We start from the raw sequence: 25625 nt of genomic DNA on the forward strand, positions 1-25625 counted from the left end.
CTGCTGAGGTAGTGCCGGCCGCTGGCCGGCACATCCATGATCATGCCGGCCAGCGGCCGGCACTACGCTTGTGGCTCAATACACGTCGCGGCGGTAGCGGCCGTTCTCCAGCAGCGTTTCCACCGCGTCGTCGCCGAGCGATTCGCGCAGCACCTGGTCGACGCCTTCGGCCATGCCCTGCAACGAACCACAGACGTGGATCACCGCACCGCGCTGCATCCAGTCGCGCAGCACATCGGCGGCCGCACGCAGGCGATCCTGCACATAGCCGCCGTCGCCATCGCGCGAGAACGCCAGGTCCACCCGTGCGAGATGGCCGTCGGCCTGCCAGCCCTGGACTTCGTCGGCGAACAGGAAGTCCTGCGCGCGCTGGCGTTCGCCAAACAGCAGCCAGTGCCCGTGCTCGCCTGCATGCGCTGCTTCGCGCAGCAGGCTGCGCAGGCCGGCGATGCCGGTGCCGTTGCCGACCAGCACCATCGGTGCAGCTGCCACGCGATGGAAGCCGGGATTGCGGTGTACACGGGCGACGATGCTGGCACCCACGGGCGCATGCAGTGACAGCCAGCCCGACCCGAGCCCGGTGCGGCCGGCTTCGTCATGCACCAGCCGCACCACCAGCTCCACCGCGCCGTCGTCGGCGCATGACGCGATGGAGTACTCGCGTCCGGGCAGCAATGGCAGCCCCGCCAGCCACAGGCACGCATCCTGTACCGCCAGTGCGGCATCGGCATCGGGCAGCTCGCGTTCGCTGGCCAGCGCCAGCAGTGTGCGTGTGGTGCCCTCCATCAACAGCGGCTGCAGTGGATCCAGCCCATGCGCCTTCAACACGGCGCTTGCATGCCGCGCGCTGTGGCGGGGGGCGATATGCAGGATGTCCCCCGCCTGCCATTGCACATCGGCCGGTGCGGCAAGACGGATACGCCAGATCGCGCCGCCGACGCTGCCCGGGTTGAGGCGGTCGCGGCCGAGCAGGCGCCAGTCATGCATCTGCGTCGCCGGCGGCAGCACACTGTCATCGGTGGCGATGCCGGTCAGCGCGCCCAGCTGCAGCTGCCACTGGCGCAGGGCCGGCACCGAGGCGGCATCGACGTCGATGCGCGCGAACAGTGCGCGTGCCCCGTTGCCGGTCAGCCAGGCATCGACCTGGCGACCGAAGCCGCAGAAGTGCGGATACTGGCGATCACCCAGCGCAAGCAGGCCGAACTGCAGCCCCGACAGGTCCGGTGCCTGCGCGAGCAGCAGGCGCGCAGCGCGTCGTGCGGCATCCGGCGGTTCACCATCGCCGAAGGTGCTCAACACGAGCAGGGCCTGCGAGGTGGCCTGCAGCTTCGCCGCATCGATGCGCGACAACGGCAGCACCTGTACCGCGCAACCGGCCGCCTGCAGCTGCGCGGCCGCACGCCATGCGAGCTGTTCGGCCAGGCCGCTCTGGCTGGCGTGCACCACCAGCCACGGTGCGCCTTGGCCTTCGGTGGCCGCCGGCATCGGCAGCGATTGGCGCAGCCCGCGTGCCGCGCGCTGGCTGCGGCGGCGATCCAGGTACAGCATCCAGCCAGTGATGAAAAACAGGCTCATGCCCAGGCTGCTGAGCATCACCACCACGCGCCCCGGTACGCCGAAATAGCTGCCCGAATGCAGTGCGAACACGCTGGTGGCCAGCTGTCCGCCTGCGCCCTGGCGATCGTAGGGACGGGAATCGAGCACCGCGCCACTGGCCGGGTCCAGCTGCAGCAGATCGTGGGCGCGATCGTGGTGACCACCACGCTGCGCTGGATCGCCCGCCATCACCCGCACGTTCAGCGCTTGGCCCGGCTTCTCCGGCAAGCGCAGGTCGATGAAACCGCTGCGCACGCCGGGCAGGGCATACAGCGTGGTTTCGACGCGTTGCAGGTCCAGCGTCGCATCGGTGGCCACCGTGTGCTTGGCCGCCGGCGCGACGCCCAACACGGCATTGGCGGCGTTGCGGTACCAGTCGAACGACCACCACAGGCCGGTCAGCGCGCTCATCAGGTAGATCAACAGGACCCAGGTGCCGACCACCGAATGCAGGCTCCACAGGAAACCGCGGCCGCTGCGTTTCCACTCCACCGCCAGCCAGCTGCGCCAGTGCCACCAGCGCCGTGGCCAGCGCAGGTAGAGCCCGGACAGGGTAAAGAACAGCAGCGCGATCGCACAGCTGCCGGTGATCCACTTGCCGCGTTCGCCGGCCGCGAGATGGCGATGCAGGTCTTCGACGAAATCGAAGAACGCCTGCCCGCGCAGGGCACTGAAGCGCTCACCGCTGTATGGGTCGAAATACACCCAGTGCTGCTTGCCGCCGGCGAAGCGCGCGACCGACGGCCGCTGCCCGGTGGCGTCGACGCGCAGGCGTTGCAGCGGGCGTTCGCTGCCGGCCTGCAGCCGTGGCACCAGCTCGGTGAGCGCGAGCGGGTGCTGGCCTTCGGCATGGTGCTCGGCGATCTCGGCGAAGCCTGGATTGGCGGCACGCAGCAGCTCGTCCTCGAAGGACAGCACCGCACCGCTGAGGCCCATCACGGCCAGGACGGCACCGGCGGTGATGCCCAGCAGCCAGTGCAGTTGGAACAGGACGTTCTTGAACATCGAAGGAGAGGGGCCCGGGAGGCTGCCGCCCGCATCCTGCGCAACAGCAAATGAGAATTAGTCGCGGAATTCTCCGTGGCGCCCCGGCTGTGGTCAAGCAGGGGGGTACCGGCCGGGCTGCGCCCGGCACCCGCGGTAGTGCCGGCCGCTGGCCGGCAACCTCAGAAGCAACAGCCGAAGCAAAAGCGGGCTATCCGTGGGATGGCGGGACCCACCCCGCCTTCGACAGATTCTCGCGACCTGCCGTAGATCCACGCCATGCGTGGATGCTTTTCGTTCAATTTTCGAAATGTTTGATTTCGATGGAGATTCATCCACGCATGGCGTGGATCTACCGTGTCGACCAAGGTCGACATCTACCAACAGCCATCGGAATCTGTCGGAGGTGGGGCGGTGTCGGAGTGCGGGGTGTCCGCGGCATGGATGCCGCGGCCAAGCTTACAGGGATGTACTTGCAGCGTCCCCGCACTCCGACACCGCCCCGCCATCCCACGGATAGCCCGCTTTTGCTGTTGAGGTTGCCGGCCAGCGGCCGGCACTACCGCAGGTGCAGGGTGAAACCCTGCCGAACCCTCACTTCACCCAGCCGTCGATCTCGCCGTGGGCGAACGGCCCCAGCTTCGCCTTGACCATCCGCCCCTGCGCATCGAACAGCACGCTGTAGGGCAGCAGGCCCTGCGTATTGCCCAGCTGTACGCTGGCATCGTGCGGGCCCGGGGTCTCGATCACGATCGGGTAGTCCACCGGCACCTGCTGCAGGAAACCGCGCACATCGTCCGGGGTGTCCAGCGCCAGGCCCAGCACCTGCACACCGTCCTTGCCCTGGAGGCGGGCGAAACGGGTCAGTTCGGGCATTTCTTCCACGCAGGGCGCGCACCAGCTGGCCCACACGTTGATCAGCAGCGGGCGGCCGGCGACATGCCGGCGCAGATCCAGCGCGCGTCCTTCAAGGTCGTGCAGGGTCAGTGCGGGCATTGGATCGCCCGCCCGCAGGGACGGCTTCGCGGCAGCCGCCGGTGGCGCGATCGATGTCGCCGGGCCCGGCGACAGTCGATGCCCGGCCCACAGGCCCAGGCCGCCGGCCAGCACCGCTGTCCACAGCAGCGCTGGCCGTTGCCACTTCATCGTGCGGTGCGCAGCAGCGCTTCCTCGACCACTGCCTGGGTCAGCAGTGTCGGCAGCACGGTCGGCGGTGCGCCGGGGCCGTACACCACGTACAACGGCACGCCTACCGCCTTGTGCTCTTCCAGGAACGTGGTGATCTGCGGGTCCACGTTGGTGTAGTCACCGCGCATGTACACCGCGTTGGTGCGCTTGAGCAGGTCCTTGAACTCCGGCCGCGACAGCACGGCGCGCTCGTTGGCCTTGCAGCTCACGCACCAGTCGGCGGTCATGTTGACGAACACCACGCGGTTGTCGGCGCGCAGGCGGTCCAGCAGCTGCGGCGAATACTCGACCACGTTGTCGCTGGCCGCCTGTGCGGCACGCGCCGGTGGTGCCAACTGGGTCACGCCCCAGGCCGGCACCAGTGCGCCGATGGCCAGCAGCACACCCAGCAGTGTCACCGCGCGCGAGCCGGTCCAGCGGTTGCGCTCGAACAGCCACAGGCCGAAGGCGAGCAGCAGCAGGCCGCCCAGCACCAGCGCCATGCCGTCCACGCCGCGCTGCTTGCCCAACACCCACAGCAGCCACAGCGCGGTGGCGTACATCGGGAAGGCCAGCACGTGCTTGAGCGTTTCCATCCACGGGCCCGGCTTGGGCAGGCGGCGCGCCAGTGCCGGCACGAAACCGATCAGCAGGAACGGCAGCGCCAGGCCCAGGCCGAGGAACAGGAACACGGTCATCGCCTTCAGCGGCGGGGCAATGAAGGCGTAGGCAATGGCACCGCCCATGAACGGGCCAACGCAGGCACTGCCGACCACGCAGGCCAGCGCACCGGTGAAGAAATCACCGGCCGGGCCGCTGCGGCTGGCCAGCGTCTGCCCGAGGTTGCCGATGCCACCGCCCAGGGTGAACACGCCGGACAGGCTCAGGCCCACCGCGAACATGATGTAGGCCAGCGCCGCCACCACGCCCGGATGCTGCAGCTGGAAGCCGATGCCGACCGCGTTGCCGATCGCGCGCAGGCCGACCATCAACGCACCGATCACTGCGAACGCAACCAGCACGCCCAGCGTGTACCAGAGCGCGTGGCTGCGTGCGCGCTGCGGGCTTTCGCCGCTCTGCGCCAGGCTCAGCACCTTCAGCGACAGGATCGGCAGCACGCACGGCATCAGGTTCAGCACCAGGCCACCGGCCAGCGCCAGCAGCAGCACCCACACGAAGGAACGGTCGGGGTTCGGGGTGGTCGCCGGCGGGCGTGTACGCAGCGCGTTGTCACCCTGCGCGTCGCTGGCGAATTCATTGCCTGCGCCTTCACCGCCGGCGACGGCCGGGCCGGTGGCTCCGTCGTTGGGCACGGTCGGCAGCAGGCGCAGCGGTGCGCCGTTGGCCGCTTCGCGCGGTGCGCCGTTGCCAGCGGCCAGCGGGCTGATCACCTCGTTGCGCGGCGGTGCCTGGTTGGCGCTGGCGTTGGCCTTGCCGGCCGGAATCGACAGCTTCACCCGGCGCGTCATCGGCGGGTAGCAGATGCCATCGGTCTGGCAGCCCTGGAAGGTCACCACCAGCGTGCTGTCGACGGCGTCGGCAACCGAGCGGCGCAGCGGCAACGGCACTTCCACCTGGTTGAAGTACACCGAGACATCGCCGAAGTGCTCATCGCGGTGCGACTGCGCGGCCGGCCAGCGCGGCGTGTCGGCCAGCACGCCGGCGCTGCCCTCCAGCTTCAGCGAGGTGCGGTCGCGATACAGGTAGTAACCCGGGGCCGGGCTGAAGCGCAGCAGCAGGGTGTTGCCGTCGCTGGCGATGGCATCGAAGCCGAATGCCTGTTCCGAGGGCAGGGGCAACGCCTGGCTGTTGCTGGCGGCACCCGGCAGGCGCAGGCCGCCGCTGGTGCCGGCATTGGCCAGCGGATTGTTGAACGGGCTGGCCGCACCGGCACGCGCGGCAGGTGCGGGGGCCTGGGCAGCGCCGCCGGGCAGGGTCACCTGCACCACGCGCTTCTGCGGCGGGTAGCAGACGCCGGCATCGGCGCAGCCCTGGTAGCGCACTTCCACGCTGATGGTGCCAGCCGCATCGGTGGGCGCGCCGGGCAGGGTGGCCTGCAGGCGCTCGCGATAGGTCTCGACCTCGCCGAAGAAATCGTCGTGGTGCTTGTCGCCCTTGGGCATCTGCAGCGCGCCGGCGTTGAACGCCGGATCGGCCTTGACGCTGGTGCGGTGGCGATACAGGTAATAGCCCGGCGCGATCTTGAACTGCAGTTGCAGCTGGCCACGTTCGGGGGCGCTTGCAGTCAGTGCGAACGCCTGGTCCACTGGCAGCAGGTCTTTCTCATCCAGCGCGAAGGCCGGCAACGAAAGCCACAACAGGGCGCACAAGGCGGCGCCACGCGCAAACAGAGTCTTCAATCAGTGTCCTCCCGGGTCTGTGCCCGGATCCAGTCCAGATACGCCGGCAGGCCGGCCCGGGTTTCGACCGCGATGCACTCCGGGAGTTCATACGGATGCAGTTCGACGATCCGGGCAATCGCATCATCGACGCGGCTCGCGGTGGTTTTCACCAGCAGCTGCAGCTCGCTGTCGGTGGTCACCTCGCCCTGCCAGCGGTAGGTCGACTGCGCGCCATCGAGTCGGGTCACGCACGCGGCCAGGCGCTCGCCGACCAGCGCGTGCGCGATGCGCTCGGCACTGGCCCGGTCCGGGCAGGTGGTCAACAGCAGCAGGACGGGATCGAGGGTCGACATGACCGTCGAGTATAGGGCCGCCGCCGGGTCAGGGCCCGGCGGCGGCAGTGCACCGCTGCGTTGCGCGGTCAGTTGGCCAGCTGGCAGGTGGCCGGCTTGGCCGAGGTGAACAGGGCCGGGGTGGCCCACTCAGGGTGGTCGATGAACGGATTGCGGTTGCCCTGGAACGAGTAGATCACGTCATTGCGCGCGCGCTCGGCATCATCCGGCGGGTCGGACAGATGCCAATCGATCAGGGTCGACAGCAGGCCCATGTAGGCCGGCGAGCTGCTGGTCTTGACGATCTTGCTGCGGTCGTCGGTCAGTTCCAGGTCCGGCTCGGACTGGCCGGTGGCCGCATCCTTGCCGCCCTCGTAGCGGATCGCCATGTACATCACCGCACGCGCCATGTCGCCCTTGCGCTTGCCCCACACCTCGAAGGTGCCGGTATTGCCGTCCGGCGTGCGCACCCAGTTGGAATTGCCCGGGTAGCCACCGCTGCCGCCACCCTGGCCATTGTTGGCCTCGGTGGCGCGCTCGCCGCAGTTGGCGTCGCACTTGGCGAACGGCTTGTTGCCGCGGTCGGCGTTCCACTGCGCGTCGGTCAGGTACAGCATGTGGGTGTCGGTATACGGCGCGTACGGCAGGCCCTTGTCACCGGTGGTGCTGGCAAAGCCCAGCGAGTTCGGCCAGGTGTGCTCGCGGTTGTACTTCAGGCCACTGCCACTGCCGGCGCGATCGGTCACCTTGGTGTAGCTGCGGTTGCGGTACGCATCCAGGATCCTGCCGCTGTTGTTCGGATCCTCGTCGGCGATCTCCAGGATGGTCCAGGTGCTGGTGCCCGAGCCGCTGTACGGGTAAGCGGTGTGCCCCTTGATGGTGGCGTGCAGCGAGCAGCGCAGCTGGCTGGGGCTGGAGGTGTTCACCTTCGAGTAGTAGCCGGCCGGCACGCCCGGATTGCCCGGGTCGGGATTGCCGCCGGTGCTGGCCACGGTGAAGGCGATGCGGCTGTCGGCAGCCGGGTGCGCGCCCTGCAGGTCAGTGATGCGCGCGGCGCGGATGTCGAAGCGGCAGGCTTCACCGGCCACCAGCGCGGTGTTGGTGGACAGCTTCACGCTGCGGCCGCTGGCCGGGAAGGTCAGCGGAACGCTGCCGGAGGTGCCGCAGCTCAGGGCGAAGGCGCCACTGGCCAGGTTCACCGTTTCGCTGAACACCACTTCCAGATCGGCGGCGGCCGGGAAGGTGGTGCTGCCCTGGGCCGGGGTAGTGGTGGACACCGACGGCGGCGTGTTCGGGCCCGGCGTGCCACCGCCGCTGAAGGTCTGGCCGTTGTTGCAGCTGCCGAACGTCTGCTTGGCCGACTCGGCCCAGGTGAAATGCGCGTACTGGCTGCCACTGCCGGTCAGCTGCAGCGAGGTGCCCGGCGCCGTGCTGTTGGTCTCGGCCACCGGAATGTTCTGGCTGGTCATGCCGGCCGCGGGGCCACCGGAGGCGGTGATGGCGCCCTCATAGCTGAGGAACTGGACCACCTTGCCGCTGGCATCGACCAGGGCGATGCCGTCGTTCGGGCCGTTCTGCAGGCCGTTGGTCGGGTAATTGACCACGGCGATGGTGGCGCTGCCGCAGCCGGCGGCGGTGCCGGCCGGCACCGGGTTGTTGGCGTAGACCACGGCGGCCGAGGCGTTGGCGCCGTTGTACAGGTACAGGCGGTAGCCGGACAGGTCCTCACCGGCGGTGGCGACCACTTCGATGGCTTCGCCGACGTCACCGGCAGCGGTGCTGTCGTCGTAGTGCAGTTCGTTGATGAAGACCTCGGCCTGGGCCGGCGCGGCGGCCAGCGCCAACAGGCAGGCGGCGGCAAGCGGGGACAGCAATCGCATCGACTACTCCTTGTGATTGGGAATGCGCGGCCGAGCCTAATGCCGATCCAGTGACACTTTGTCGTAAATGAACGTCAGATATCTGACAGTGCGACGCGAGTCACCAAAAGTCGAGGGCGCTGGGGGGCGAGTGCCGCGTTTCACTGGACTGAACGTCTTCACACAGCGCCCGGACGCCGGGCCGCCGACGCCGTGAATTTTTTTCGCGCCGCGGCCTTGAAAGGTCCGGGGGCAACTCCATCTCTGTCCTGCTCCCGAGTCATCGGGCTTTTTCGCGAGCAATGCTGGCAGTCACCTGGGGTGAGTGCTAACATCGCCAGACTTTTTCAGACCAATCAATAACTTAAGAGGTCTCTCATGAGCATCAAGCCGCTGCACGACCGCGTTGTGGTCAAGCCGATCGAAGCCGACGAAATCTCCGCCGGCGGCATCGTCATTCCGGATTCGGCCAAGGAAAAGTCCACCAAGGGTGAAGTCGTGGCCGTCGGCCCGGGCAAGGCCCTGGACAACGGCAGCGTGCGCGCGCCGTCGCTGAAGGTCGGCGACAAGGTCATCTACGGCCAGTACGCCGGCAGCTCGTACAAGAGCGAAGGCGTCGAGTACAAGGTCCTGCGCGAAGACGACGTGCTCGCCATCATCGGCTGAGCCTCGGCGCGACCTGCTTTCCTGTAAGACATCCCTTTTCGTCGCCGGGCCCGGCCCGGCGCAAACCTCGAGGTAATCGCAATGGCTGCCAAGGATATTCGTTTCGGTGAAGACGCCCGTTCGCGCATGGTGCGCGGCGTCAACGTTCTCGCCAATGCCGTCAAGGCCACCCTGGGCCCGAAGGGCCGCAACGTCGTGCTGGAAAAGAGCTTCGGCGCTCCGACCATCACCAAGGACGGTGTCTCCGTCGCCAAGGAAATCGAACTGGCTGACAAGTTCGAGAACATGGGCGCGCAGATGGTGAAGGAAGTTGCTTCGCGCACCAACGATGACGCCGGCGACGGCACCACCACCGCCACCGTGCTGGCCCAGGCCCTGATCCGCGAAGGTGCCAAGGCTGTGGCCGCCGGCATGAACCCGATGGACCTCAAGCGTGGTATCGACAAGGCCGTCGTGGCCGCCGTTGCCGAGCTGAAGAACATCTCCAAGCCGACCGCCGACGACAAGGCCATTGCCCAGGTCGGTACCATCTCGGCCAACTCGGACGAGTCGATCGGCCAGATCATCGCTGACGCGATGAAGGAAGTCGGCAAGGAAGGCGTGATCACCGTTGAGGAAGGCTCGGGCCTGGACAACGAGCTGGACGTGGTCAAGGGCATGCAGTTCGACCGCGGCTACCTGTCCCCGTACTTCATCAACAACCAGCAGTCGCAGACCGCTGACCTGGATGACCCGTTCATCCTGCTGCACGACAAGAAGATCTCCAACGTCCGTGACCTGCTGCCGGTGCTGGAAGGCGTCGCCAAGGCCGGCAAGCCGCTGCTGATCGTGGCCGAAGAAGTCGAAGGCGAAGCGCTGGCGACCCTGGTGGTCAACACCATCCGTGGCATCGTCAAGGTCGTGGCCGTCAAGGCACCGGGCTTCGGCGACCGTCGCAAGGCGATGCTGGAAGACATGGCCGTGCTGACCGGCGGCACCGTGATCTCCGAAGAAGTGGGCCTGTCGCTGGAAAAGGCCACCATCAAGGACCTCGGCCGCGCCAAGAAGGTGCAGGTTTCCAAGGAAAACACCACCATCATCGATGGCGTGGGTGACAAGGCTGCCGTCGACGCACGCGTTGGCCAGATCAAGACCCAGATCCAGGACACCTCCTCCGACTACGATCGCGAGAAGCTGCAGGAACGCGTGGCCAAGCTGGCCGGCGGCGTTGCCGTGATCAAGGTCGGTGCCTCGACCGAGATCGAAATGAAGGAAAAGAAGGATCGCGTCGACGACGCCCTGCACGCCACCCGTGCAGCCGTTGAAGAAGGCGTGGTCCCGGGCGGCGGCGTTGCCCTGGTCCGTGCGGTCACCTCGCTGGCTGGCCTGAAGGGCGCCAACGAAGACCAGAACCACGGCATCCAGATCGCCCTGCGTGCGATGGAAGCCCCGCTGCGCGAAATCGTCGCCAACGCCGGTGAAGAACCGTCGGTCATCATCAACAAGGTCAAGGAAGGCACCGGCAGCTTCGGCTACAACGCCGCTACCGGCGAGTTCGGCGACATGCTGCAGTTCGGCATCCTGGACCCGACCAAGGTGACCCGCTCGGCGCTGCAGAACGCGGCCTCGATCGCTGGCCTGATGATCACCACCGAAGCCATGGTTGCCGAAGCTCCGAAGAAGGACGAGCCGGCCATGGGCGGCGCCGGTGGCATGGGCGGCATGGGTGGCATGGGCGGCATGGACTTCTAAGTCCACGCGCTCCCGAAGCAATGAAGACCCCGCCGCAAGGCGGGGTTTTTTGTTGCCCGGTTGCCGCCGCACCCGCGCATCGCTACGCTCGGCGACCATGCCTACCTCGTTCATCGTCGTCGACGACTTCCTCTCTCCGGCCGATGCGCACGGCCTGCGCCAGGCCGGCCTGGGCCTGACCTATCCGGCGCAGGAAGGCGCATTCCCCGGCCGCAATTCGCTTGAACGGCTGGAGTTGGATGGCCTGTCCGAGGCTGCATCGCGGTTGGTCAACGAACCCCTGCGGCCGGTCAATCCGCTGCAGTCGCACGGCAAATTCCGCCTTACCCTGGCCAGCGACGTCGGTCGCGCCAAGGTGCACACCGATCATTCGCACTGGTCCGGCATCCTCTACCTGAGCGCGCCGGAGCACTGCCAGGGCGGCACCGAATTCTTCCGCCATCGCCGCACCAACACCGAGCGCATGGCCCTGCATGCCGGCGAGCTGGCGGCCCTGGGCTATGCCAACGGCGGCGACATGCACCGCGACATCATCGAGCGCGACAGCGTCGACGACAGCCAGTGGGAAATGACCATGCGCATCCCGATGCGCTTCAACCGGCTGGTGCTGCTGCGCCCGTGGTTCTGGCATACCGCCGGCCCAGCCTTCGGCGATCGCCCGGAGAATGGGCGCCTGGTGTACCTGATGTTCTTCGAACAGGCGCGTTGAGGAAATGCCATCCACGCATCGCGTGGATCTACCGAGCTAGCCGTTGCCGAAGTAGATCCACGCCATGCGTGGATGCTCCCATCCCACCGCGCTCGCCACGCGGCCGTCGTCGCCCCCTCATTCGACGAATGCCTTCGCCGCGCCGTACTCCCACTGCCACGGCACGCCGGTGTCGCCCAGCACGAAGGCCACCAGCGCCGGGAACGTTGCTTCGGCGCGCACATCGTTGCCCAGGATCACCACGCAGCGCTGCTGCCGTTCCACGCACACCAGCGTGTTGCCCACCGCATCATCGTGGCCACCCTTGTAGAAGCCTGCGCCTTGCGGTCCACGGAACGTCACCACGCCCAGGCCCGCCGCCAGGTCCTTGCGCTGCTGCGCCTTGGGCAGCTCCGGCTGCAGGGTGGGGAACTGGCTGGCGGTGGTGATCGTCAGCTGGGGGCGCACCAGTTCCTTGCGCATCGCCGCTGACAGCCCATCGCCGCGCACGTAGCCGGCGGCGAAACGGGCCATGTCGGCGATGGTGGTATCCATCGAACCGGCCGCACGCACGCGGCTGCGCTCATCGTGCGGCTCGGCCTTGCCTTCTGCCGTCCAGCCATCGGCCAGGTTGGTGGCGAAGTCCTCGCGCCACATCATGCTGGTGCGGGTCATGCCGAAGCGGTCGAACACCCGCTGCTGCATCAACGCGCCCACATCCTCGCCCAACCGCCCGCGCTCGATCACGAACTGCAGCAGGATCAATCCTTCGCCGGAATAGCCGTAGCGGCTGCCCGGAGTGAAGTGGAACTTCAGCCGGCCGTCCGGTTCGAGGAATCCGAAGTTGGCAAAGCCACTGGCGTGGTTGAGCAGCAGGCGCGGGGTGAGCTGGCGCCAGCGCGCATCATCGGCAAGAACGCTGTAGTCGGCGTATTTCTTCGGCTCGGGTGGGTAGTCCGGCAGCGGTTTGTCCAGGGCGGTAGCGATGCTGGCATCCAGATCGATCCGTGCGTCCTGTGCCAGCTGCGCGACCAGGTGGCCGAACGCCATCTTGGTCAGCGAGGCGGCGTACATCACGGTGTCGGTGCGCAACGGTTCGCCCGTGGCGTTGCGTTCGCCGTAAGCGGCCACGTGCACCACCTTGCCACCATCGATCACTGCCAGCGCCATGCCGCGTGCATGTGCGGCATGCATCAGCCGCTGCGCTTCGGCATCGATGCGGGCCGGTGCAGGTACCGGCGGCGGGGCGGCCAGCACGGCCAACGGCAACAGCGTCAGCAACAACAGGGCAGCACGGCGCATGCGTGGACCTCCTGGCGGGACGTAGCGCGATGCTACGCCAGCCCGTTGCCCGCGTCATGGCCCGGGGCCGGCAGGCCGTGCCTGGCCCCCAGCGGGAGGCGCAGGCACGCGGTCGAACCGCAGATGCTGCCGCTGCCAACGGCGTCCTGCCAGCACGGGTGGATTGACCGGCTGTCACCCTTCCGGTTAATAATTAGGCGCCTAACCATAGCTGTCTGGATATGTTCGAAGCCAAGAACGAAGCGTTGCTGGAGGAAGCACGGCGACGCGGTCACAGCAACGTCGCGCAGCTGCGCCTGTGCTTCCAGCTGCTGTCGCTCTCGACGTCCATCGATCACGACTGCGCCACCCGGCTGGCCCCGCATGGGCTCAGCGAGGGGCGCTTCATCGTGCTGTTCCTGCTGCACGGAGCGGGCGGCACGCTGCCGCCGCATGCGCTGGCCGAGCGCGCGGGCGTCACCCGCGCCACCATCAGCGGCCTGCTCGATGGCCTGCAGCGCGAAGGCCTGCTGCAGCGGCGCAGTGATGCCGAGGATGGCCGCCGCCTTCAGATCGTGCTGACCGCAAAGGGTGCGCGCTTGGCCGAAACACTGTTCGAACAGCACACGCGGTGGATCGGCGGCCTGTTCGATAGCCTGGATGCGAGCGAGCAGCAGCAGCTTTCGCAATTGCTGCACAAGGTCTGGCAGCACACCGATGCCGGGCGCGGGAGCGGCGCATGAGCGCGATGGCTGCACGCCGCCTGCATGCGCTCAACAGTGGCAGCGTTGCGGCGACCCATCTGGCCGAGTGCCTGGCGGTGGACTTCGGTGAGTTGCTGCGGTGCGTGGCGCCGTCGCTTGGGCCGGAAGCGCTGCAGCGCATGTGCGACGCTGCAGGCAAGGGCATCACCCAGCGCATGGCCTTGGCCGCGCATCTGCTGCGCGAGGCGGGGCAGGGTGCGCCGGTGCTCTGGCAGGTTCACAGCTCCGACACGGTGCGTGGCTGGGCCTGCTACCTGATCGGCAGCGATGCCAGCACAACGCTGGCGGAGAAGTTGCAGCAGATGCGCACGCTGGCCGATGACCCGCACTTCGGCGTGCGCGAATGGGCATGGCTGGCGTTGCGCGCCGATATCGTTGCGGCGCCGATGCACGCGCTTGAGCACCTGCAACCGTGGACGCATGAAGCATCGCCGTACCTGCGCCGTTTCGCCTGTGAAGCGCTGCGTCCGCGTGGTGTCTGGGCCTCGCATATCGCGCTGTTCAAACAGGACCCGGACCATGCGGTGGAAATGCTGGAGGCACTGGCCGACGATCCAGAACGTTATGTGCAGGACTCGGTGGGCAACTGGCTCAACGATGCCGGCAAGACGCAGCCGCGGTGGTTGCGTGACCTGTGCGCGCGCTGGCAGCACGAGCATCCCAGTGCCGCCAACGCCTATATCCGCAAACGCGCATTGCGCTCGCTGCGGTAGTGCCGGCCGCCGGCCGGCTACCCGGGACCGCTCAAGCGGGCATGGCACATGCGCCTGTCACCCAGACGCGGTAAACAGTGCATTGCCCATGTCCGTCCGCAGGGAAGTTGATCATGCAGAGCACGCTCCAGGTCACGCTGTTCGGCCCTCCGGGTGAAACCCCGGCGTTGCAGTTGCCGGAACAGGAAGGGCCGTCGGTGGCCATCCCCGAACCGGTCCTGCGGCGGCTGGTCTCCGATCTCTACACCGCGCGCTCGCTGCTCAACCCCGAGCAGCTGGACGAGGCCCGGCAGGAGCTGGGGCGCGTGCTGGAGCGCTGGGCCGACATCCATGAGGGCCTGCTGCTGGACGTGGAAGTGCATGGCAAATGAGCGACTTCGCGTGCCTGCCGCCGCAGGGTCATCACGGGCCAGCGCATCGCTGAACCGCGTCCGCAGTTGCGGATGAAACATTTTGCACTGCGCAAAAGCTGTGCTATCAATACACCCCATGAACGCAGCCGCCACCCGCTTTTACTGGTATTACTTTCCGAAGCCTCTGGCGGAGGAAGGACTGCGCTCACCCTGAAGAAAGCTTCAGACGCATTCCCGAAAGCCGCCAGCGAACCTGGCGGCTTTTTTCATGCCGCCACGCTGGGGACCCCCAACGTTCCGGAGAACCCCCGCAATGCCCCCGCACACCGACGACCTGCGTATCCGCACCATCGAACCGCTGACACCGCCTGCCCAGCTGCTGGCGATGCTGCCGTGTGACGATGAAGCTTCCGACACCGTCAGCGCCTCGCGCGCTGCCCTGCACCAGATCCTGCATGGCCGCGACGATCGCCTGGCCGTGGTGGTCGGCCCGTGCTCGATCCACGATCCGCACGCTGCCATCGAGTACGCCCAGCGCCTGAAGCCGCTGCGCGATGCGCTGGCCGGCGAACTGGAAATCGTCATGCGCGTGTACTTCGAGAAGCCACGCACCACGGTGGGCTGGAAGGGCCTGATCAACGATCCGGACCTGGACGGCAGCTTCAGGATCGACAAGGGCCTGCGCGTCGCCCGCGGCCTGCTGCGCGACATCAACAAGCTTGGCCTGCCGGCCGGTGTCGAATTCCTCGATGTGATCTCGCCGCAGTACATCGCCGACCTGGTGGCCTGGGGCGCGATTGGTGCGCGCACGACCGAAAGCCAGGTGCACCGCGAACTGGCCTCGGGGCTGTCGTGCCCGGTCGGCTTCAAGAACGGCACCGATGGCAACGTCAAGATCGCTGCTGACGCGGTGGGTGCGGCCTCCAATCCGCATCACTTCCTGTCGGTCACCAAGCAGGGCGGCACCGCCATTGTGTCCACAACTGGCAATCCGGATTGCCATGTGATCCTGCGCGGCGGCAAGCAGCCGAACTACGACGCAGGCAGCGTCGCCGAGGCCTGCCAGGCGCTGGCCAAGGCCAAGCTGCCGACGCGCCTGATGATCGACGCCAGCCACGCCAACAGCCTGAAGAACCCGGACAACCAGCCGAAGGTGATCGATGACATCGCCGTTCAGCTGGAAGACGGCGAACAGCGCATCGTTGGCGTGATGATCGAGAGCCATCTGGTCGGTGGCCGCCAGGAACTGGTGGAAGGCCAGCCGCTGGTCTACGGGCAGAGCATCACCGATGGCTGCATCGACTGGGACACCACCGTGACGGTGCTGGAGCGCCTGGCTGCGGCCGTGCGCGCCCGTCGCGAAGTGAAGGTGTCCGAAGCCGCTTGAGTGCGGCACGTGTGTGGATGGCGGCCAGCGCCTGCGGGGGTGCGGCCGCGATCGGGGCCGGTCGGAGTTGGAGACCGGCCCATCTGCACCGGCGATGCGCCTGGCGCTGCGCATCAGCGACAGCGCCAGGTACATCGCCGGGGTGGTGCAGTAGATCCGCGCCAAGCCTGAAACCCCATGCTCGGCGAACGCGAACCTCAATGCACCTCGTCGTGGTACACGAACTTCGGCATTTCCCAGCGGTAGTGGATCGCCAGCAGGCGCAGCGCGAAGCCGCCACCGAGGCAGCACAGGATCGCGGTCGCGTCAGCCACCCCCCAGTGCAGCAGCAACAGGTACACCGCGCCGGTCAGCAGCGAAATGATCGCGTACAGCTCCTTCTGGAAAATCAACGGCACCTCGTTGCAGAGGATGTCGCGCAGCACGCCGCCGAAGGCGCCGGTCAGCATGCCGGCGATCAGCACGATGGGCGTGGCGTGGCCGGCCTCGCGCGCGATCGAGCAGCCGATCAGGGTAAAGGCGATCAGGCCCAGGCCATCGAGTACCAGGAAGGTACGGCGGAAGTGGTGCATCCAGCGCGCCACCCAGGTGGCGATCAGCGCCGCACACACGGTGAAGCCGAGATACTCGGGATGCTTCACCCAGCCCAGCGGATAGTGGCCGAGCAGGATGTCGCGCAGCGAGCCACCGCCGAGGGCGGTGACGCAGGCGATCATGACCACGCCGAACAGGTCCATGCGGCGGCGGCCGGCGGACAGCGCGCCGGTCATGGCTTCGGCGGAAATGGCGATCAGGTAGATGATGGACAACAGCATGGGGCAGGCTCCGGGCGCGGTGGGGCCGGCCATGCGCGACTACCGCCACTGCCTGCGCAATGACGGGATGACGATGACCGGTGCCGCTCCCGCTGTCCTTTTGCCTGAGAGTTCAGCGGCGTAGGCCGCGTGCCCCTTCGGCGGATCGTCCCGGGCGTGCCCGGTGACCTCTCTCCAGCTCGGCGAGTCGAATGCATGGTTGGTGGGATTCCAGCCCACCGGCCTGAGCGATCATGGGAGCCTGCGCCTTCGGCGGGCGCCAGCGCGGCGCCTCTCTCCTGCATTCGGGCGCCAGTATATCCGCTGCAGTGCAGCACGGCATAATCCGGCCATGGCCCCGTCCCTCCGCCCGTGGTTCCTGTACCTGCTCGAATGCCGCGATGGCAGCTATTACGCCGGCATCAGCACCGACGTGGACGCGCGATTCGCCGCCCACCAGGCTGGCAAGGGCGCGCGCTACACCCGGGCCCGCCCGCCGCTGCGCGTGCTGGCCGTGCGCGAGTACCCGGACCGGGCCGCCGCCTCGCGGGCTGAGTGGCGACTCAAGCAGCAGCCGCGCGAACGCAAGCTGGCCTGGCTGCAGGAACCGGCCGAGACGCTTCTGTAGATCCACGCCATGCGTGGATGGGCCACCCGGCTCATGCGATGATCGCCCCGCGCCCAGAGCTGGAGACCCGGATGTCCGCGATTGCCCTGCTGTTCGCTCTCTCCGCATCAACAAGTCCCGCCGCCGACCCGGCCACCATCGCGGCCATCGAAGCCACCTGCCACGACTACGTCGACGGCCAGCTGGAGGCCGACCCGCAACGCGTCGCCCGCTCCCTGCATCCGGACCTGGCCAAGCGCGCGGTCCTCGGCGATACACCCGACGAACGCCTGGGCCTGCGCCGGATGTCGAAGGAAGAGCTGGTCTCGCTGACGAAGCAGGGCGCGTTGAAGACGCCGAAGGATCAATGGGATCGCCGCTGCACGGTGCTGGACGTGACCGGCAACGCGGCCTCGGTGCGGCTGGAAACCCCGTGGTTCGTCGACTACTTCCACATGGGGCGCTTCGACCAGCGCTGGGTCATCGTCAACGCACTGTGGTACCCGAAACCAAAGGCGAAGTGAGCGATGGGTGCCGCGGGGAAAGCGTCGCTGTCAGTCATCGTGTTGGTCGTCGGTATCGCACTGCTGCCCGGCCTGTTGTACCTGCTCGGACTGGCGCTGGTGGAAGGTCGGCCGAAGCCAGCGGACCGCGCGTCCAGTGGTGTGGCCGCATGCAGCGGTGAACCACGGGCGGGATACCAGCCGATGAACCCCTGGCGCTTCGCCGCGCAGTTCTTCGACAAGGACGTGATGCAGAAGAAGGTGCCTGAAGTGGAGCGGGAGGCTTTCTGGATTGCCCGACGCCATCTGTGGCGACAGCCTCGGCACGGCATGCTGCGCTGGCATCTGAGCAGCACCGCGTTGACGATCTGGATCACCCGGCATTGGAGTACCGCGCAGATTGCCGATACCGCAAGGAAGGAGGACTTCTGCCGGACATGGTCGAAACGGCGGGTGCCAGGTGGCCCGATGAGGCAGTAGAGCCACGCCATGCGTGGCTGAGCTCGATGCGTCCTGCACAGACATTCATCCACGCATGGCGTGGATCTACTCCCAGGCAGAGAACCCGTGTCCGTCTTCGGCCCTACCGCTTCGGCCGCCGGTCTTCGCGATCATCACCGAAAATGATGCGTGCGCTGCGCTGGTAGCTCCAGTACGCGACCGCCCAGTTCAGCAGCACCACGATGCGGTTGCGGAAGCCGATCAGGAAGAACACGTGCGCGGCCAGCCAGAACCACCAGGCCAGGATGCCCGACAGCTGCAGCCGGCCCAGGTGCACGATGGCCGCCATGCGGCCGATGGTGGCGAGGTTGCCGTAGTCGGCGTACTTGAACGGCCCCGGTGCCGCCTTGCCATGCAGCCGCGCGCGGATCACTTCGGCCACGTACTTGCCCATCTGCTTGGCGGCAGGGGCCACACCGGGCACCGGCTTGCCATTGGCCTGGTTCAGTGCGGCCAGGTCGCCGGCCACGAACAGTTCCGGATGATCGGGCAGGGTCAGGTCCGGCTGCACCTGCACGCGTCCGGCGCGGTCCAGCGGCACCTCCAGCGTGCGCGCCAGCGGTGAGGCGGCCACGCCGGCGGCCCAGACCACGGTGCGGGCCGGCACGAACTGCTCACCGAGCTTGAAGCCCTGGCTGTCGATGTCGCTCACCGGGGTACCGGTCAATACTTCCACGCCCAGCTTTTCCAGCTGGCGGCGCGCCTTCAGCGAAAGCACTTCCGGGAACGAGGACAGCACGCGCGGACCGGCCTCGACCAACCGCACCTTGGCACTGGCCGGGTCGATGTGGCGGAATTCGTTGCGCAGCGTGTGCCGTGCGATCTCGGCCAGCGTACCGGCCAGTTCGACCCCGGTAGGGCCACCGCCGACGATGGCGAAACTCAGCCACGCTGCCTTCTTCGCCGGGTCCGGTTCGGCCTCGGCACGTTCGAATGCCAGCAACAGTTTGCGGCGCAGTGCGATGGCATCGTCCAGGGTTTTCAGGCCGGGCGCATCATCGGCCCATTGGTCATTGCCAAAGTAGGCGTGGGTGGCGCCGGTGGCCAGCAGCAGGCTGTCGTAGTCCAGCGTACTGCCATCGGCCATGCGGATCTGCCGCGCCTGCTTGTCGATGGCCACCACTTCGCCGAGGCGGACTTCCACATTGCGCTGGTGGCCGAGGATATGGCGCAGCGGTGCCGCGATGTCCGGCGCGGACAGGCCGGCGGTGGCCACCTGGTACAGCAGCGGCTGGAACAGGTGATGGTTGCGGCGGTCGACCAGGGTGATGCGCATGCGCTCGCGGGCCAGGGCGCGGGTCGCCCAGAGACCGGCAAAACCACCGCCGACAACGACCAGGTGGGGAACGCGCTCACGACTCATCGACTCACTCCAGTGGGGGCATTGGGGGAAGCGCCTGGCATCTTCGCACGGCGGCCGCCTGTCACGTCAGCACCCGCGAGGATCGGCGATACTCGGGTTCAGGCAACCGCCCGCGAGGAGTCCATGAGCGAACCGGAAAAGCGCATCGCCCTGTTGATCGACGCCGACAATGCGCCGGCTTCGAAGATCGACGAGGTGCTGGCCGAAGTGGCCCGCTATGGCGTGGCCAACGTGCGCCGCGCCTATGGCAACTGGAAGAGCCCGCGGCTGAAGGGCTGGGAAGCGGTGCTGCACGAGTACGCGATCCGCCCGATCCAGCAATTCGCCTACAGCAAGGGCAAGAACGCCTCGGACATGGCGATGGTGATCGATGCCATGGACCTGCTGTACGCGCGCAATCTCGATGGTTTCGCCATCGTCTCCAGCGATGCGGACTTCACCCCGATGGTGATGCGCCTGCTGACCGATGGCGTGAAGGTGTACGGCTTCGGTGAGAAAAAGACGCCCGAGCCGTTCGTCAACGCGTGTTCGAAGTTCACCTACCTGGAAGCGCTGGGCCAGACCCACGCCAGCGTGCCGGATGCCGAACAGGCCTCCAGCGAACAGGCCTCGAATGAACCGGTGGCCAACGACGACGCACGGCCGCGCAAGAGCGGTGCGGAAATGCGCAGCGACACCCGGCTGGTGAAGATGCTGCGCCGTGCGGTCTCGGCGGCCGAGGGCGAGGATGGCTGGTCGCACCTGGGCCCGGTGGGCAGCCAGATCGGCAACCAGGCCTCGTTCGATCCGCGCAACTATGGCTACGGCAAGCTGAGCGATCTGTTGGCGGCGATCGGCCTGTTCGAACTGAAGAAGGACGGCAAATCCTCCTACGTACGCGCGCTGCCGAAAAAGAACAGGTAGTGCCGGCCGCTGGCCGGCAGCGCCCGCATGCCCAATCCCGCATCCGGCGTGCACACACCCACACCGATCAGGCGTATCGTTGCCGCTCGCATTGCCAGCAGGGAATACCCGCATGTTGAAGATCTGGGGCCGTCGCAATTCCAGCAACGTCCGCAAGGTGCTGTGGTGTGCCGAAGAAATCGGCCTGCCGTATGAATCCATCGAAGTCGGTGGCAGCCACGGTGGCACGCAGACGCCGGAGTACCTGGCGATGAATCCCAACAGCCTGGTGCCGGTGATCGAAGACCACGGCCTGCCGCTGTGGGAATCGAACGCGATCGTGCGCTACCTGAGCGCGCGTTACGCACTGGGAAGCCTTTACGCCGAAGATCCGATGCAGCGCGCCCAGGCCGAGAAGTGGATGGACTGGAGCACTTCGCGGATGGCGCCGCTGTACAGCGACCTGGTCTGGGGCATCATGCGCACCGCGCCGGCCGACCGTGATGAGGCGCGCATCAATGCCGCCATCGTGCGCGCCGGCGATTACCTGGCGATGGCCGACGCGACCTTGGCGACGCAGCCGTGGCTGTCGGGCGACACGTTCGCGATGGGCGACATTCCGTTGGGCGCGCAGATCTACGCCTGGTTCGAACTGCCGATCCAGCGCCCGGAACTGCCGCACCTGGCCGCGTGGTACGCACGCCTGCGCGAGCGCCCCGCGTACCAGCGCGGCGTGATGTCACCGCTGACGTAAGCGGTGGCGTTCGGGGTCAGAGTCCTGTCTGCGAGAGGGATCCGACCCCTCAATACAGATCGGTCGGATCCACATCCAGCGACCAGCGCACCTTGCGCGCTTCCGGCAGCGCATACAGCTGCGGCACCAGCTGTGCCAGCACGCCATGCAGTGGCGGCCGCTGTGCCGCCGACAACAACAGCTGCGTGCGCTGGTAACCCGCTCGGCGCGGCATCGGTGCCGGCATCGGCCCGTAGGCCTCCACCACGTTCTGCTCGCCCAGCAGCTGCCGTGCCGCCAGCAGGAATGCATTGGCGTGCTCAACCTGCTGCGCTTCGGCACGCATCAGCGCCAGATGGGCGAACGGCGGGAAACCGGCGGCCTGGCGCTGGTTCAACTCGGCCTGCGCGAACGGGTGGTAGCCGCCGCTGACCAGCGTTTCCAGCAGCGGATGCCCGGGGTGATGGGTCTGCAGCCAGACCTCGCCCGGATCACGTGCACGGCCTGCGCGGCCTGCCACCTGGATCAGCTGCTGCGCCAGTTTCTCGCTGGCGCGGAAGTCGGCCGAGAACAGGCCTTCGTCGATGCCGACCACCACCACCAGGGTCAACTTGGGCAGGTCGTGGCCCTTGGCCAGGATCTGCGTGCCGACCAGGATGCCGGGCTGGTCGCCCAGTTTCGCCAGCTGCTGCTCGAGCGCATCGCGGCGTGAGGTCGTGCCGCGGTCGATGCGCACAACAGGGTAGTCGGCGAAGGCCGCGGTCAAGTGCTCCTCCAGCCGTTCGGTGCCAATGCCCTGCGGTTGCAGCGCGAGGCTGCCGCAGGCCGGGCACGCCAACGGCGCCGGCTGCCGCGCACCGCAGTGGTGGCACTGCAGGCGCCGGCCGCCGCCGTGCACGGTCATCGGTGCATCGCAGCGGCTGCACGGCGCCGTCCAGCCACAGTCGTGGCACAACAGCACCGGCGCGTATCCGCGGCGGTTCTTGAATACCAGCACCTGCTGTCCACGCTGCAGGTGCTCACCAATACCAGCCAGCACGTCGGCCGACAGGCCGTCATGCAGCGGGCGCTTGCGTACATCAAGGATGCGCACGCGCGGTGGCCGCGCATCGCCGGCGCGCTGTTTCAGGCGCAGGTGCGTGTAGCGACCGGCATACGCGTTGTGCAGCGTCTCCAGCGAAGGCGTGGCACTGCCCAGCAGCACCGGAATGCCCAGCGCCTTGGCGCGGACCAGGGCGAAATCGCGTGCGTGGTAGCGGATGCCGTCCTGCTGCTTGTAGCTGCCATCGTGTTCCTCGTCGACGATCAGCAGGCCGGCCTGCGGCAGCGGCGTGAAAACGGCCGAACGCGTACCGACGATCACCCGTGCTTCGCCGCGTGAAGCGGCGGCCCAGACCCGCGCGCGCTCGTTGTCGTTCAACCCCGAATGCAGCGCATGCACGGCGATGCCGAGGCGGCCACGGAAGCGTGCCAGGGTCTGCGGGGTGAGGCCGATTTCCGGTACCAGCACCAGCGCCTGCCGGCCTTGGGCGAGGCAGTGGATGATGGCCTGCAGATAGACCTCGGTCTTGCCACTGCCGGTCACGCCATCCAGCAGGAACGGCTGGAAACCTTCCGCGGCGTTGATCGCTGCCACGGCTTCGGCCTGGTCCGGATTGAGCGTGGGGCCGGGCAGCGGTTGCGCATGCTGTGGCGCTACGCTCAGCGCTACGCGCTCGGCCAGTTCACGCTTGGCCAGGCTGCGTGCGGCGCTGCGCCAGTCGTCCATGCGTTCGCCCAGCACGTCCTCATCCACGATGGCTTCGGCCAGCAGCTCGGCCAGCTGCCGGGGGCGGCTGCCGGCACGCAGCTTGTCGCGCTGGTCGCGGCCCTGCGTGGTCAGTTGCCAGCCCCAGTGATGGGTCTCGGGCAGGGCATCGCCGTGGCGCAATGGGCCGGGCAGGGCGGTGTTCACCACTTCGCCGAGGGGCGCATGGGTATAGCGCGCCAGCCATTGCAGGCTCTGCCAGAGCTCGCCCTGCAGCAGCGGCTGCGGATCGCACCAGGCCAACGCCTGGCGCAGGCCCTGGCCGTCTTCGGCCTGGCCATGGCCGGCCACCACGCCGACCAGTTCACGGTTGCCGAACGGCACCTTCAGGCGGCAGCCGACCGCGACCGCAGGGCCCACGCCCTCCGGCGACAGGTAGTCGAACAGGCGCGGCAGCGGGACGGGCAGGGCGACCTGCAGGGTCGGAATGGGGTCGAGCATCGGGCCAGTGTAACGGTCCATGCGCGCGCGAATGGCAGGGTCCAGGCAGGTCCGCGAGCGCCCGTTGAATCATAAATGTCACCTAAATATCGGAGTCCATTGGAGATTCAGTCTTATCCACATGTTCTGTGGATAACGTTGTGCGTTACCGGTCTGCGGGCGCGCAGGATGCCGATGGCGACGGCCTCACGCTTCGGTTGGTCAAAAAATAGCCACACATTAAATGGGATGAAAATCAATGATTTAAGTGTGAAACAATGCTGAAACAGAGGGAATTCAGTGGGACTGCACAGTTTTGCCCGGGGCAGGCGTGGTGCTGTGCACAACCTGCAGCACGAAGCGCCTGCGGGCGCAAGTCCTGCCGGCCGTCGATGGGCTGCCGCTATCATGCCGGCAGACCTTTGGAGTGACCGATGACGGCTGTGCCCGCCCCTGTTTCCTCGACCGCGGCCGGCGCGCTGTCGGCGTTCCTGCGTGGCGTCGAACGCCGCGCCCTGGTAGTGGCGGAGCTGCAGTGCGGCGATGCCGCGCGCGCCGAGCAGACCCTGGTGGCGGTGATGCGCGCCTTCGCCGCGGTCGCCAGCGACCTGCCGATGGCGCAATGGCCGACCCGCTTCTGGACCCTGCTGGGCCAGCGCCAGGCGCTGCGCGAGCCGGTGGGTGGCCAGTGGCTGCCACCGTTGGCCGCTCTGGGCACGATGGCCGCGCTGCCGCGCCTGGCCCTGCTGCTGCGGGTGGGCGGCAGCCTGGATGAGGGCATTGCCATGCGCGTGCTCGATCGGGACGAGGCCGGTTACCAGCACCTGCTGGCCGACGCCTGCCCACGGGATGCCGACGGCCAGCCCGATGCATCGGCCTGGCGGGCGATCGCCGAACAGGTGCAGGCGCGCATCCGCGATCTGCCGGCCAAGCGCCTGCAGCAGCTGCAGCAGCCGGCCGCACCCGCAGCCAACAATGAAGCGCCTGCGTCCAGCTGGCGCGCGCGGCAGCACGATGAACGGGCGGTCGGCCATCGCCGCCGCGGCGCTGCCAAGCCGCGCTGGCGCGGCCCGCTGATCCTGCTGGTGACCGTGGTGGTGCTGCTGGCGGCCGCATTGGGATGGCGCCATTGGCAGAGCCGTTCCTTCGGCAGCGGTGCACCGCTGCCGGAAGGCGTGGTCGGCGAGGCTGGCCCGGTCACGGTGGAGGCATTGCCGCCGAGCAAGGTCAATGCCCCGCCGGACGCCCCCCAGGCGCTGTCCGCAGATGACACCCAGATGTTGGCCGACCGCGACTATCCGCTGGTGGCCGACGCCGATCTGTATGCGTGGACAGCCGCCGGCGGACCGCTGCCGGTGGACGAATCGCAATCCAAACCGAGCCGGCCGGAGCCGGCCAGCGCCACGCTGGAAACCACGGCCGCCGATGAATAAGACCGCACTCGCCAGCCTGCTGCTGGCCCTGCCATTGTCGCTCTCGGCCGCACCGCAGACCTTGAACGTCCCGTTGCCACCGCCCTCGTCGGCCAACCCGCCGGCGACCACCGCATCGGCGCCGCCAGTGGCGACTGCGGCACCTTCAGCGTTTGCCCAGCTCGAAGCCGAGCAGCAGCGCCAGCGGCGTGCCGATTACGCAGCCTGGCGTGCCTTGCCGGAAGGCGAACGCGAGCGCATCCGCCAGGCGGCAGCGCGATTCAATGCGTTACCGGCCGACCAGCAGCAGCGCTTGCGCCAGCAGTTCCAGTCGCAGGACCAGGCGTTCCGCGAGGGCTGGCGGCTGGGTCCGCAGCTGGGCCTGGAGTTTCCCAAGCTGCACGGCCTGTTCGGGTTCGTACCCGCCGAGCAGCGCGAGGCGGCCCTGGCCGCGCTGCGCCAGCTCAGCCCGGCCCAGCTGGCACAGCTGACCCTGGTCGCACAGCGCACGCCGCCACAGGAACGCGACACGGTGCGCAGCGCGTTCCTCGCGGTGCCCGTGGCCGAACGCGACGCTTGGCTCAAGCGCCAGGCCGGACAGTAAACCCCAAGGCGTAGCGTCGACGGGTAGAGTCGACTGTTAGTTGTGATCTCTCGGTAGGTTGTTCATCCGGGGCATCTTTGGAAAATGGTGGTTACCACACCTGTCCAGCCCCCAAAGAGCCCGGATGAACCACCAT

23 protein-coding genes and 2 riboswitches are annotated in these 25625 nt (G+C 67.6%); of the genes, 14 read left to right on the top strand and 9 right to left on the bottom strand.

The features are described from left to right. Window positions 1–75 precede the first annotated feature (75 nt). From ACMZPQ_RS13900 to ACMZPQ_RS13920, 5 genes are all read right to left on the bottom strand, one after another. Window positions 76–2601, bottom strand: coding sequence for a PepSY domain-containing protein (locus tag ACMZPQ_RS13900; RefSeq protein WP_197584128.1), 2526 nt, complete (start codon window positions 2599–2601; stop codon window positions 76–78). Between the two features lie 573 nt (window positions 2602–3174). Next, window positions 3175–3726 (bottom strand): redoxin family protein, encoded by a 552-nt coding sequence (locus ACMZPQ_RS13905; protein ID WP_197584129.1) that lies wholly within the window; start codon window positions 3724–3726, stop codon window positions 3175–3177. Further along, window positions 3723–6107 (bottom strand): protein-disulfide reductase DsbD domain-containing protein, encoded by a 2385-nt coding sequence (locus ACMZPQ_RS13910; protein WP_197584131.1) that lies wholly within the window; start codon window positions 6105–6107, stop codon window positions 3723–3725. The genes ACMZPQ_RS13905 and ACMZPQ_RS13910 overlap by 4 nt, the downstream gene beginning before the upstream one ends. Beyond that, window positions 6104–6442 (bottom strand): divalent-cation tolerance protein CutA, encoded by a 339-nt coding sequence (cutA, locus tag ACMZPQ_RS13915; RefSeq protein WP_197584133.1) that lies wholly within the window; start codon window positions 6440–6442, stop codon window positions 6104–6106. The genes ACMZPQ_RS13910 and cutA overlap by 4 nt, the downstream gene beginning before the upstream one ends. Window positions 6443–6510: 68 nt before the next feature. Further along, window positions 6511–8301 carry an endonuclease gene (locus ACMZPQ_RS13920; protein ID WP_197583017.1) on the bottom strand — a complete coding sequence of 597 codons (1791 nt, stop codon included), beginning with the start codon at window positions 8299–8301 and terminating at the stop codon, window positions 6511–6513. Between the two features lie 357 nt (window positions 8302–8658). Between ACMZPQ_RS13920 and ACMZPQ_RS13925 the strand changes: the two genes are divergently transcribed. The 3 genes from ACMZPQ_RS13925 to ACMZPQ_RS13935 all read left to right on the top strand — a co-directional run bounded on the left by ACMZPQ_RS13925 (window position 8659) and on the right by ACMZPQ_RS13935 (window position 11386). Further along, window positions 8659–8946, top strand: a complete 288-nt coding sequence (locus ACMZPQ_RS13925; protein ID WP_088027441.1) for a co-chaperone GroES — start codon at window positions 8659–8661, stop codon at window positions 8944–8946. A gap of 81 nt (window positions 8947–9027) precedes the next feature. After that, window positions 9028–10677, top strand: a complete 1650-nt coding sequence (groL, locus tag ACMZPQ_RS13930) for a chaperonin GroEL (RefSeq protein ID WP_006473018.1) — start codon at window positions 9028–9030, stop codon at window positions 10675–10677. 97 nt (window positions 10678–10774) lie between these two features. Then, window positions 10775–11386, top strand: a complete 612-nt coding sequence (locus tag ACMZPQ_RS13935; protein WP_197583016.1) for a DUF6445 family protein — start codon at window positions 10775–10777, stop codon at window positions 11384–11386. Between the two features lie 117 nt (window positions 11387–11503). Here ACMZPQ_RS13935 and ACMZPQ_RS13940 read toward each other — a convergent pair whose 3' ends face one another. Then, window positions 11504–12667, bottom strand: coding sequence for a serine hydrolase domain-containing protein (locus tag ACMZPQ_RS13940; protein ID WP_197583015.1), 1164 nt, complete (start codon window positions 12665–12667; stop codon window positions 11504–11506). 221 nt (window positions 12668–12888) lie between these two features. Between ACMZPQ_RS13940 and ACMZPQ_RS13945 the strand changes: the two genes are divergently transcribed. The 4 genes from ACMZPQ_RS13945 (at window position 12889) to ACMZPQ_RS13960 (ending at window position 15863) form a co-directional block, all read left to right on the top strand. Then, window positions 12889–13389, top strand: a complete 501-nt coding sequence (locus ACMZPQ_RS13945) for a MarR family winged helix-turn-helix transcriptional regulator (protein ID WP_197583014.1) — start codon at window positions 12889–12891, stop codon at window positions 13387–13389. Next, window positions 13386–14123, top strand: coding sequence for a DNA alkylation repair protein (locus ACMZPQ_RS13950; protein ID WP_197583013.1), 738 nt, complete (start codon window positions 13386–13388; stop codon window positions 14121–14123). Before ACMZPQ_RS13945 ends, ACMZPQ_RS13950 begins: the two co-directional genes overlap by 4 nt. A 113-nt stretch (window positions 14124–14236) precedes the next feature. Beyond that, window positions 14237–14494: a hypothetical protein gene (locus tag ACMZPQ_RS13955; protein WP_197583012.1), complete on the top strand. Its 258-nt coding sequence runs from the start codon at window positions 14237–14239 to the stop codon at window positions 14492–14494. A 295-nt stretch (window positions 14495–14789) separates the two neighbouring features. Next, complete coding sequence (locus ACMZPQ_RS13960; protein WP_197583011.1) at window positions 14790–15863, top strand: 3-deoxy-7-phosphoheptulonate synthase; 1074 nt, start codon at window positions 14790–14792, stop codon at window positions 15861–15863. 197 nt (window positions 15864–16060) lie between these two features. Here ACMZPQ_RS13960 and ACMZPQ_RS13965 read toward each other — a convergent pair whose 3' ends face one another. Then, window positions 16061–16678: a trimeric intracellular cation channel family protein gene (locus tag ACMZPQ_RS13965; RefSeq protein ID WP_008264836.1), complete on the bottom strand. Its 618-nt coding sequence runs from the start codon at window positions 16676–16678 to the stop codon at window positions 16061–16063. 84 nt (window positions 16679–16762) lie between these two features. Beyond that, window positions 16763–16866, bottom strand: a riboswitch (glycine riboswitch). A gap of 13 nt (window positions 16867–16879) precedes the next feature. Continuing rightward, window positions 16880–16969: riboswitch (glycine riboswitch) on the bottom strand. Window positions 16970–17009: 40 nt separating this feature from the next. On the opposite strand from ACMZPQ_RS13965, the gene ACMZPQ_RS13970 reads away from it, so the two are divergent. The 3 genes from ACMZPQ_RS13970 (at window position 17010) to ACMZPQ_RS13980 (ending at window position 18247) form a co-directional block, all read left to right on the top strand. Further along, window positions 17010–17285 carry a GIY-YIG nuclease family protein gene (locus ACMZPQ_RS13970; RefSeq protein ID WP_197583010.1) on the top strand — a complete coding sequence of 92 codons (276 nt, stop codon included), beginning with the start codon at window positions 17010–17012 and terminating at the stop codon, window positions 17283–17285. A 71-nt stretch (window positions 17286–17356) separates the two neighbouring features. Continuing rightward, complete coding sequence (locus ACMZPQ_RS13975; RefSeq protein WP_197583009.1) at window positions 17357–17788, top strand: nuclear transport factor 2 family protein; 432 nt, start codon at window positions 17357–17359, stop codon at window positions 17786–17788. A gap of 3 nt (window positions 17789–17791) precedes the next feature. Then, window positions 17792–18247, top strand: coding sequence for a hypothetical protein (locus ACMZPQ_RS13980; RefSeq protein WP_197583008.1), 456 nt, complete (start codon window positions 17792–17794; stop codon window positions 18245–18247). Between the two features lie 103 nt (window positions 18248–18350). On the opposite strand, the gene ACMZPQ_RS13985 is transcribed toward ACMZPQ_RS13980, so the two are convergent. After that, window positions 18351–19631, bottom strand: coding sequence for an FAD-dependent oxidoreductase (locus ACMZPQ_RS13985; protein ID WP_197583007.1), 1281 nt, complete (start codon window positions 19629–19631; stop codon window positions 18351–18353). A 123-nt stretch (window positions 19632–19754) separates the two neighbouring features. Between ACMZPQ_RS13985 and ACMZPQ_RS13990 the strand changes: the two genes are divergently transcribed. Both ACMZPQ_RS13990 and ACMZPQ_RS13995 read left to right on the top strand, forming a co-directional pair. Further along, on the top strand, window positions 19755–20534 hold the full coding sequence (locus tag ACMZPQ_RS13990; protein ID WP_049470953.1) for an NYN domain-containing protein: 780 nt from the start codon (window positions 19755–19757) through the stop codon (window positions 20532–20534). Between the two features lie 112 nt (window positions 20535–20646). Continuing rightward, window positions 20647–21267, top strand: coding sequence for a glutathione S-transferase family protein (locus tag ACMZPQ_RS13995; protein ID WP_197583006.1), 621 nt, complete (start codon window positions 20647–20649; stop codon window positions 21265–21267). A gap of 49 nt (window positions 21268–21316) precedes the next feature. On the opposite strand, the gene ACMZPQ_RS14000 is transcribed toward ACMZPQ_RS13995, so the two are convergent. Then, on the bottom strand, window positions 21317–23494 hold the full coding sequence (locus tag ACMZPQ_RS14000) for a primosomal protein N' (protein WP_197583018.1): 2178 nt from the start codon (window positions 23492–23494) through the stop codon (window positions 21317–21319). A gap of 413 nt (window positions 23495–23907) precedes the next feature. On the opposite strand from ACMZPQ_RS14000, the gene ACMZPQ_RS14005 reads away from it, so the two are divergent. Further along, complete coding sequence (locus ACMZPQ_RS14005; protein WP_197583005.1) at window positions 23908–24906, top strand: hypothetical protein; 999 nt, start codon at window positions 23908–23910, stop codon at window positions 24904–24906. Then, window positions 24899–25489, top strand: a complete 591-nt coding sequence (locus tag ACMZPQ_RS14010) for a DUF3106 domain-containing protein (RefSeq protein ID WP_197583004.1) — start codon at window positions 24899–24901, stop codon at window positions 25487–25489. Before ACMZPQ_RS14005 ends, ACMZPQ_RS14010 begins: the two co-directional genes overlap by 8 nt. Window positions 25490–25625 lie beyond the last annotated feature (136 nt).

Source organism: Stenotrophomonas maltophilia (assembly GCF_047497515.2).
In the GTDB taxonomy this organism is placed as follows: domain Bacteria; phylum Pseudomonadota; class Gammaproteobacteria; order Xanthomonadales; family Xanthomonadaceae; genus Stenotrophomonas.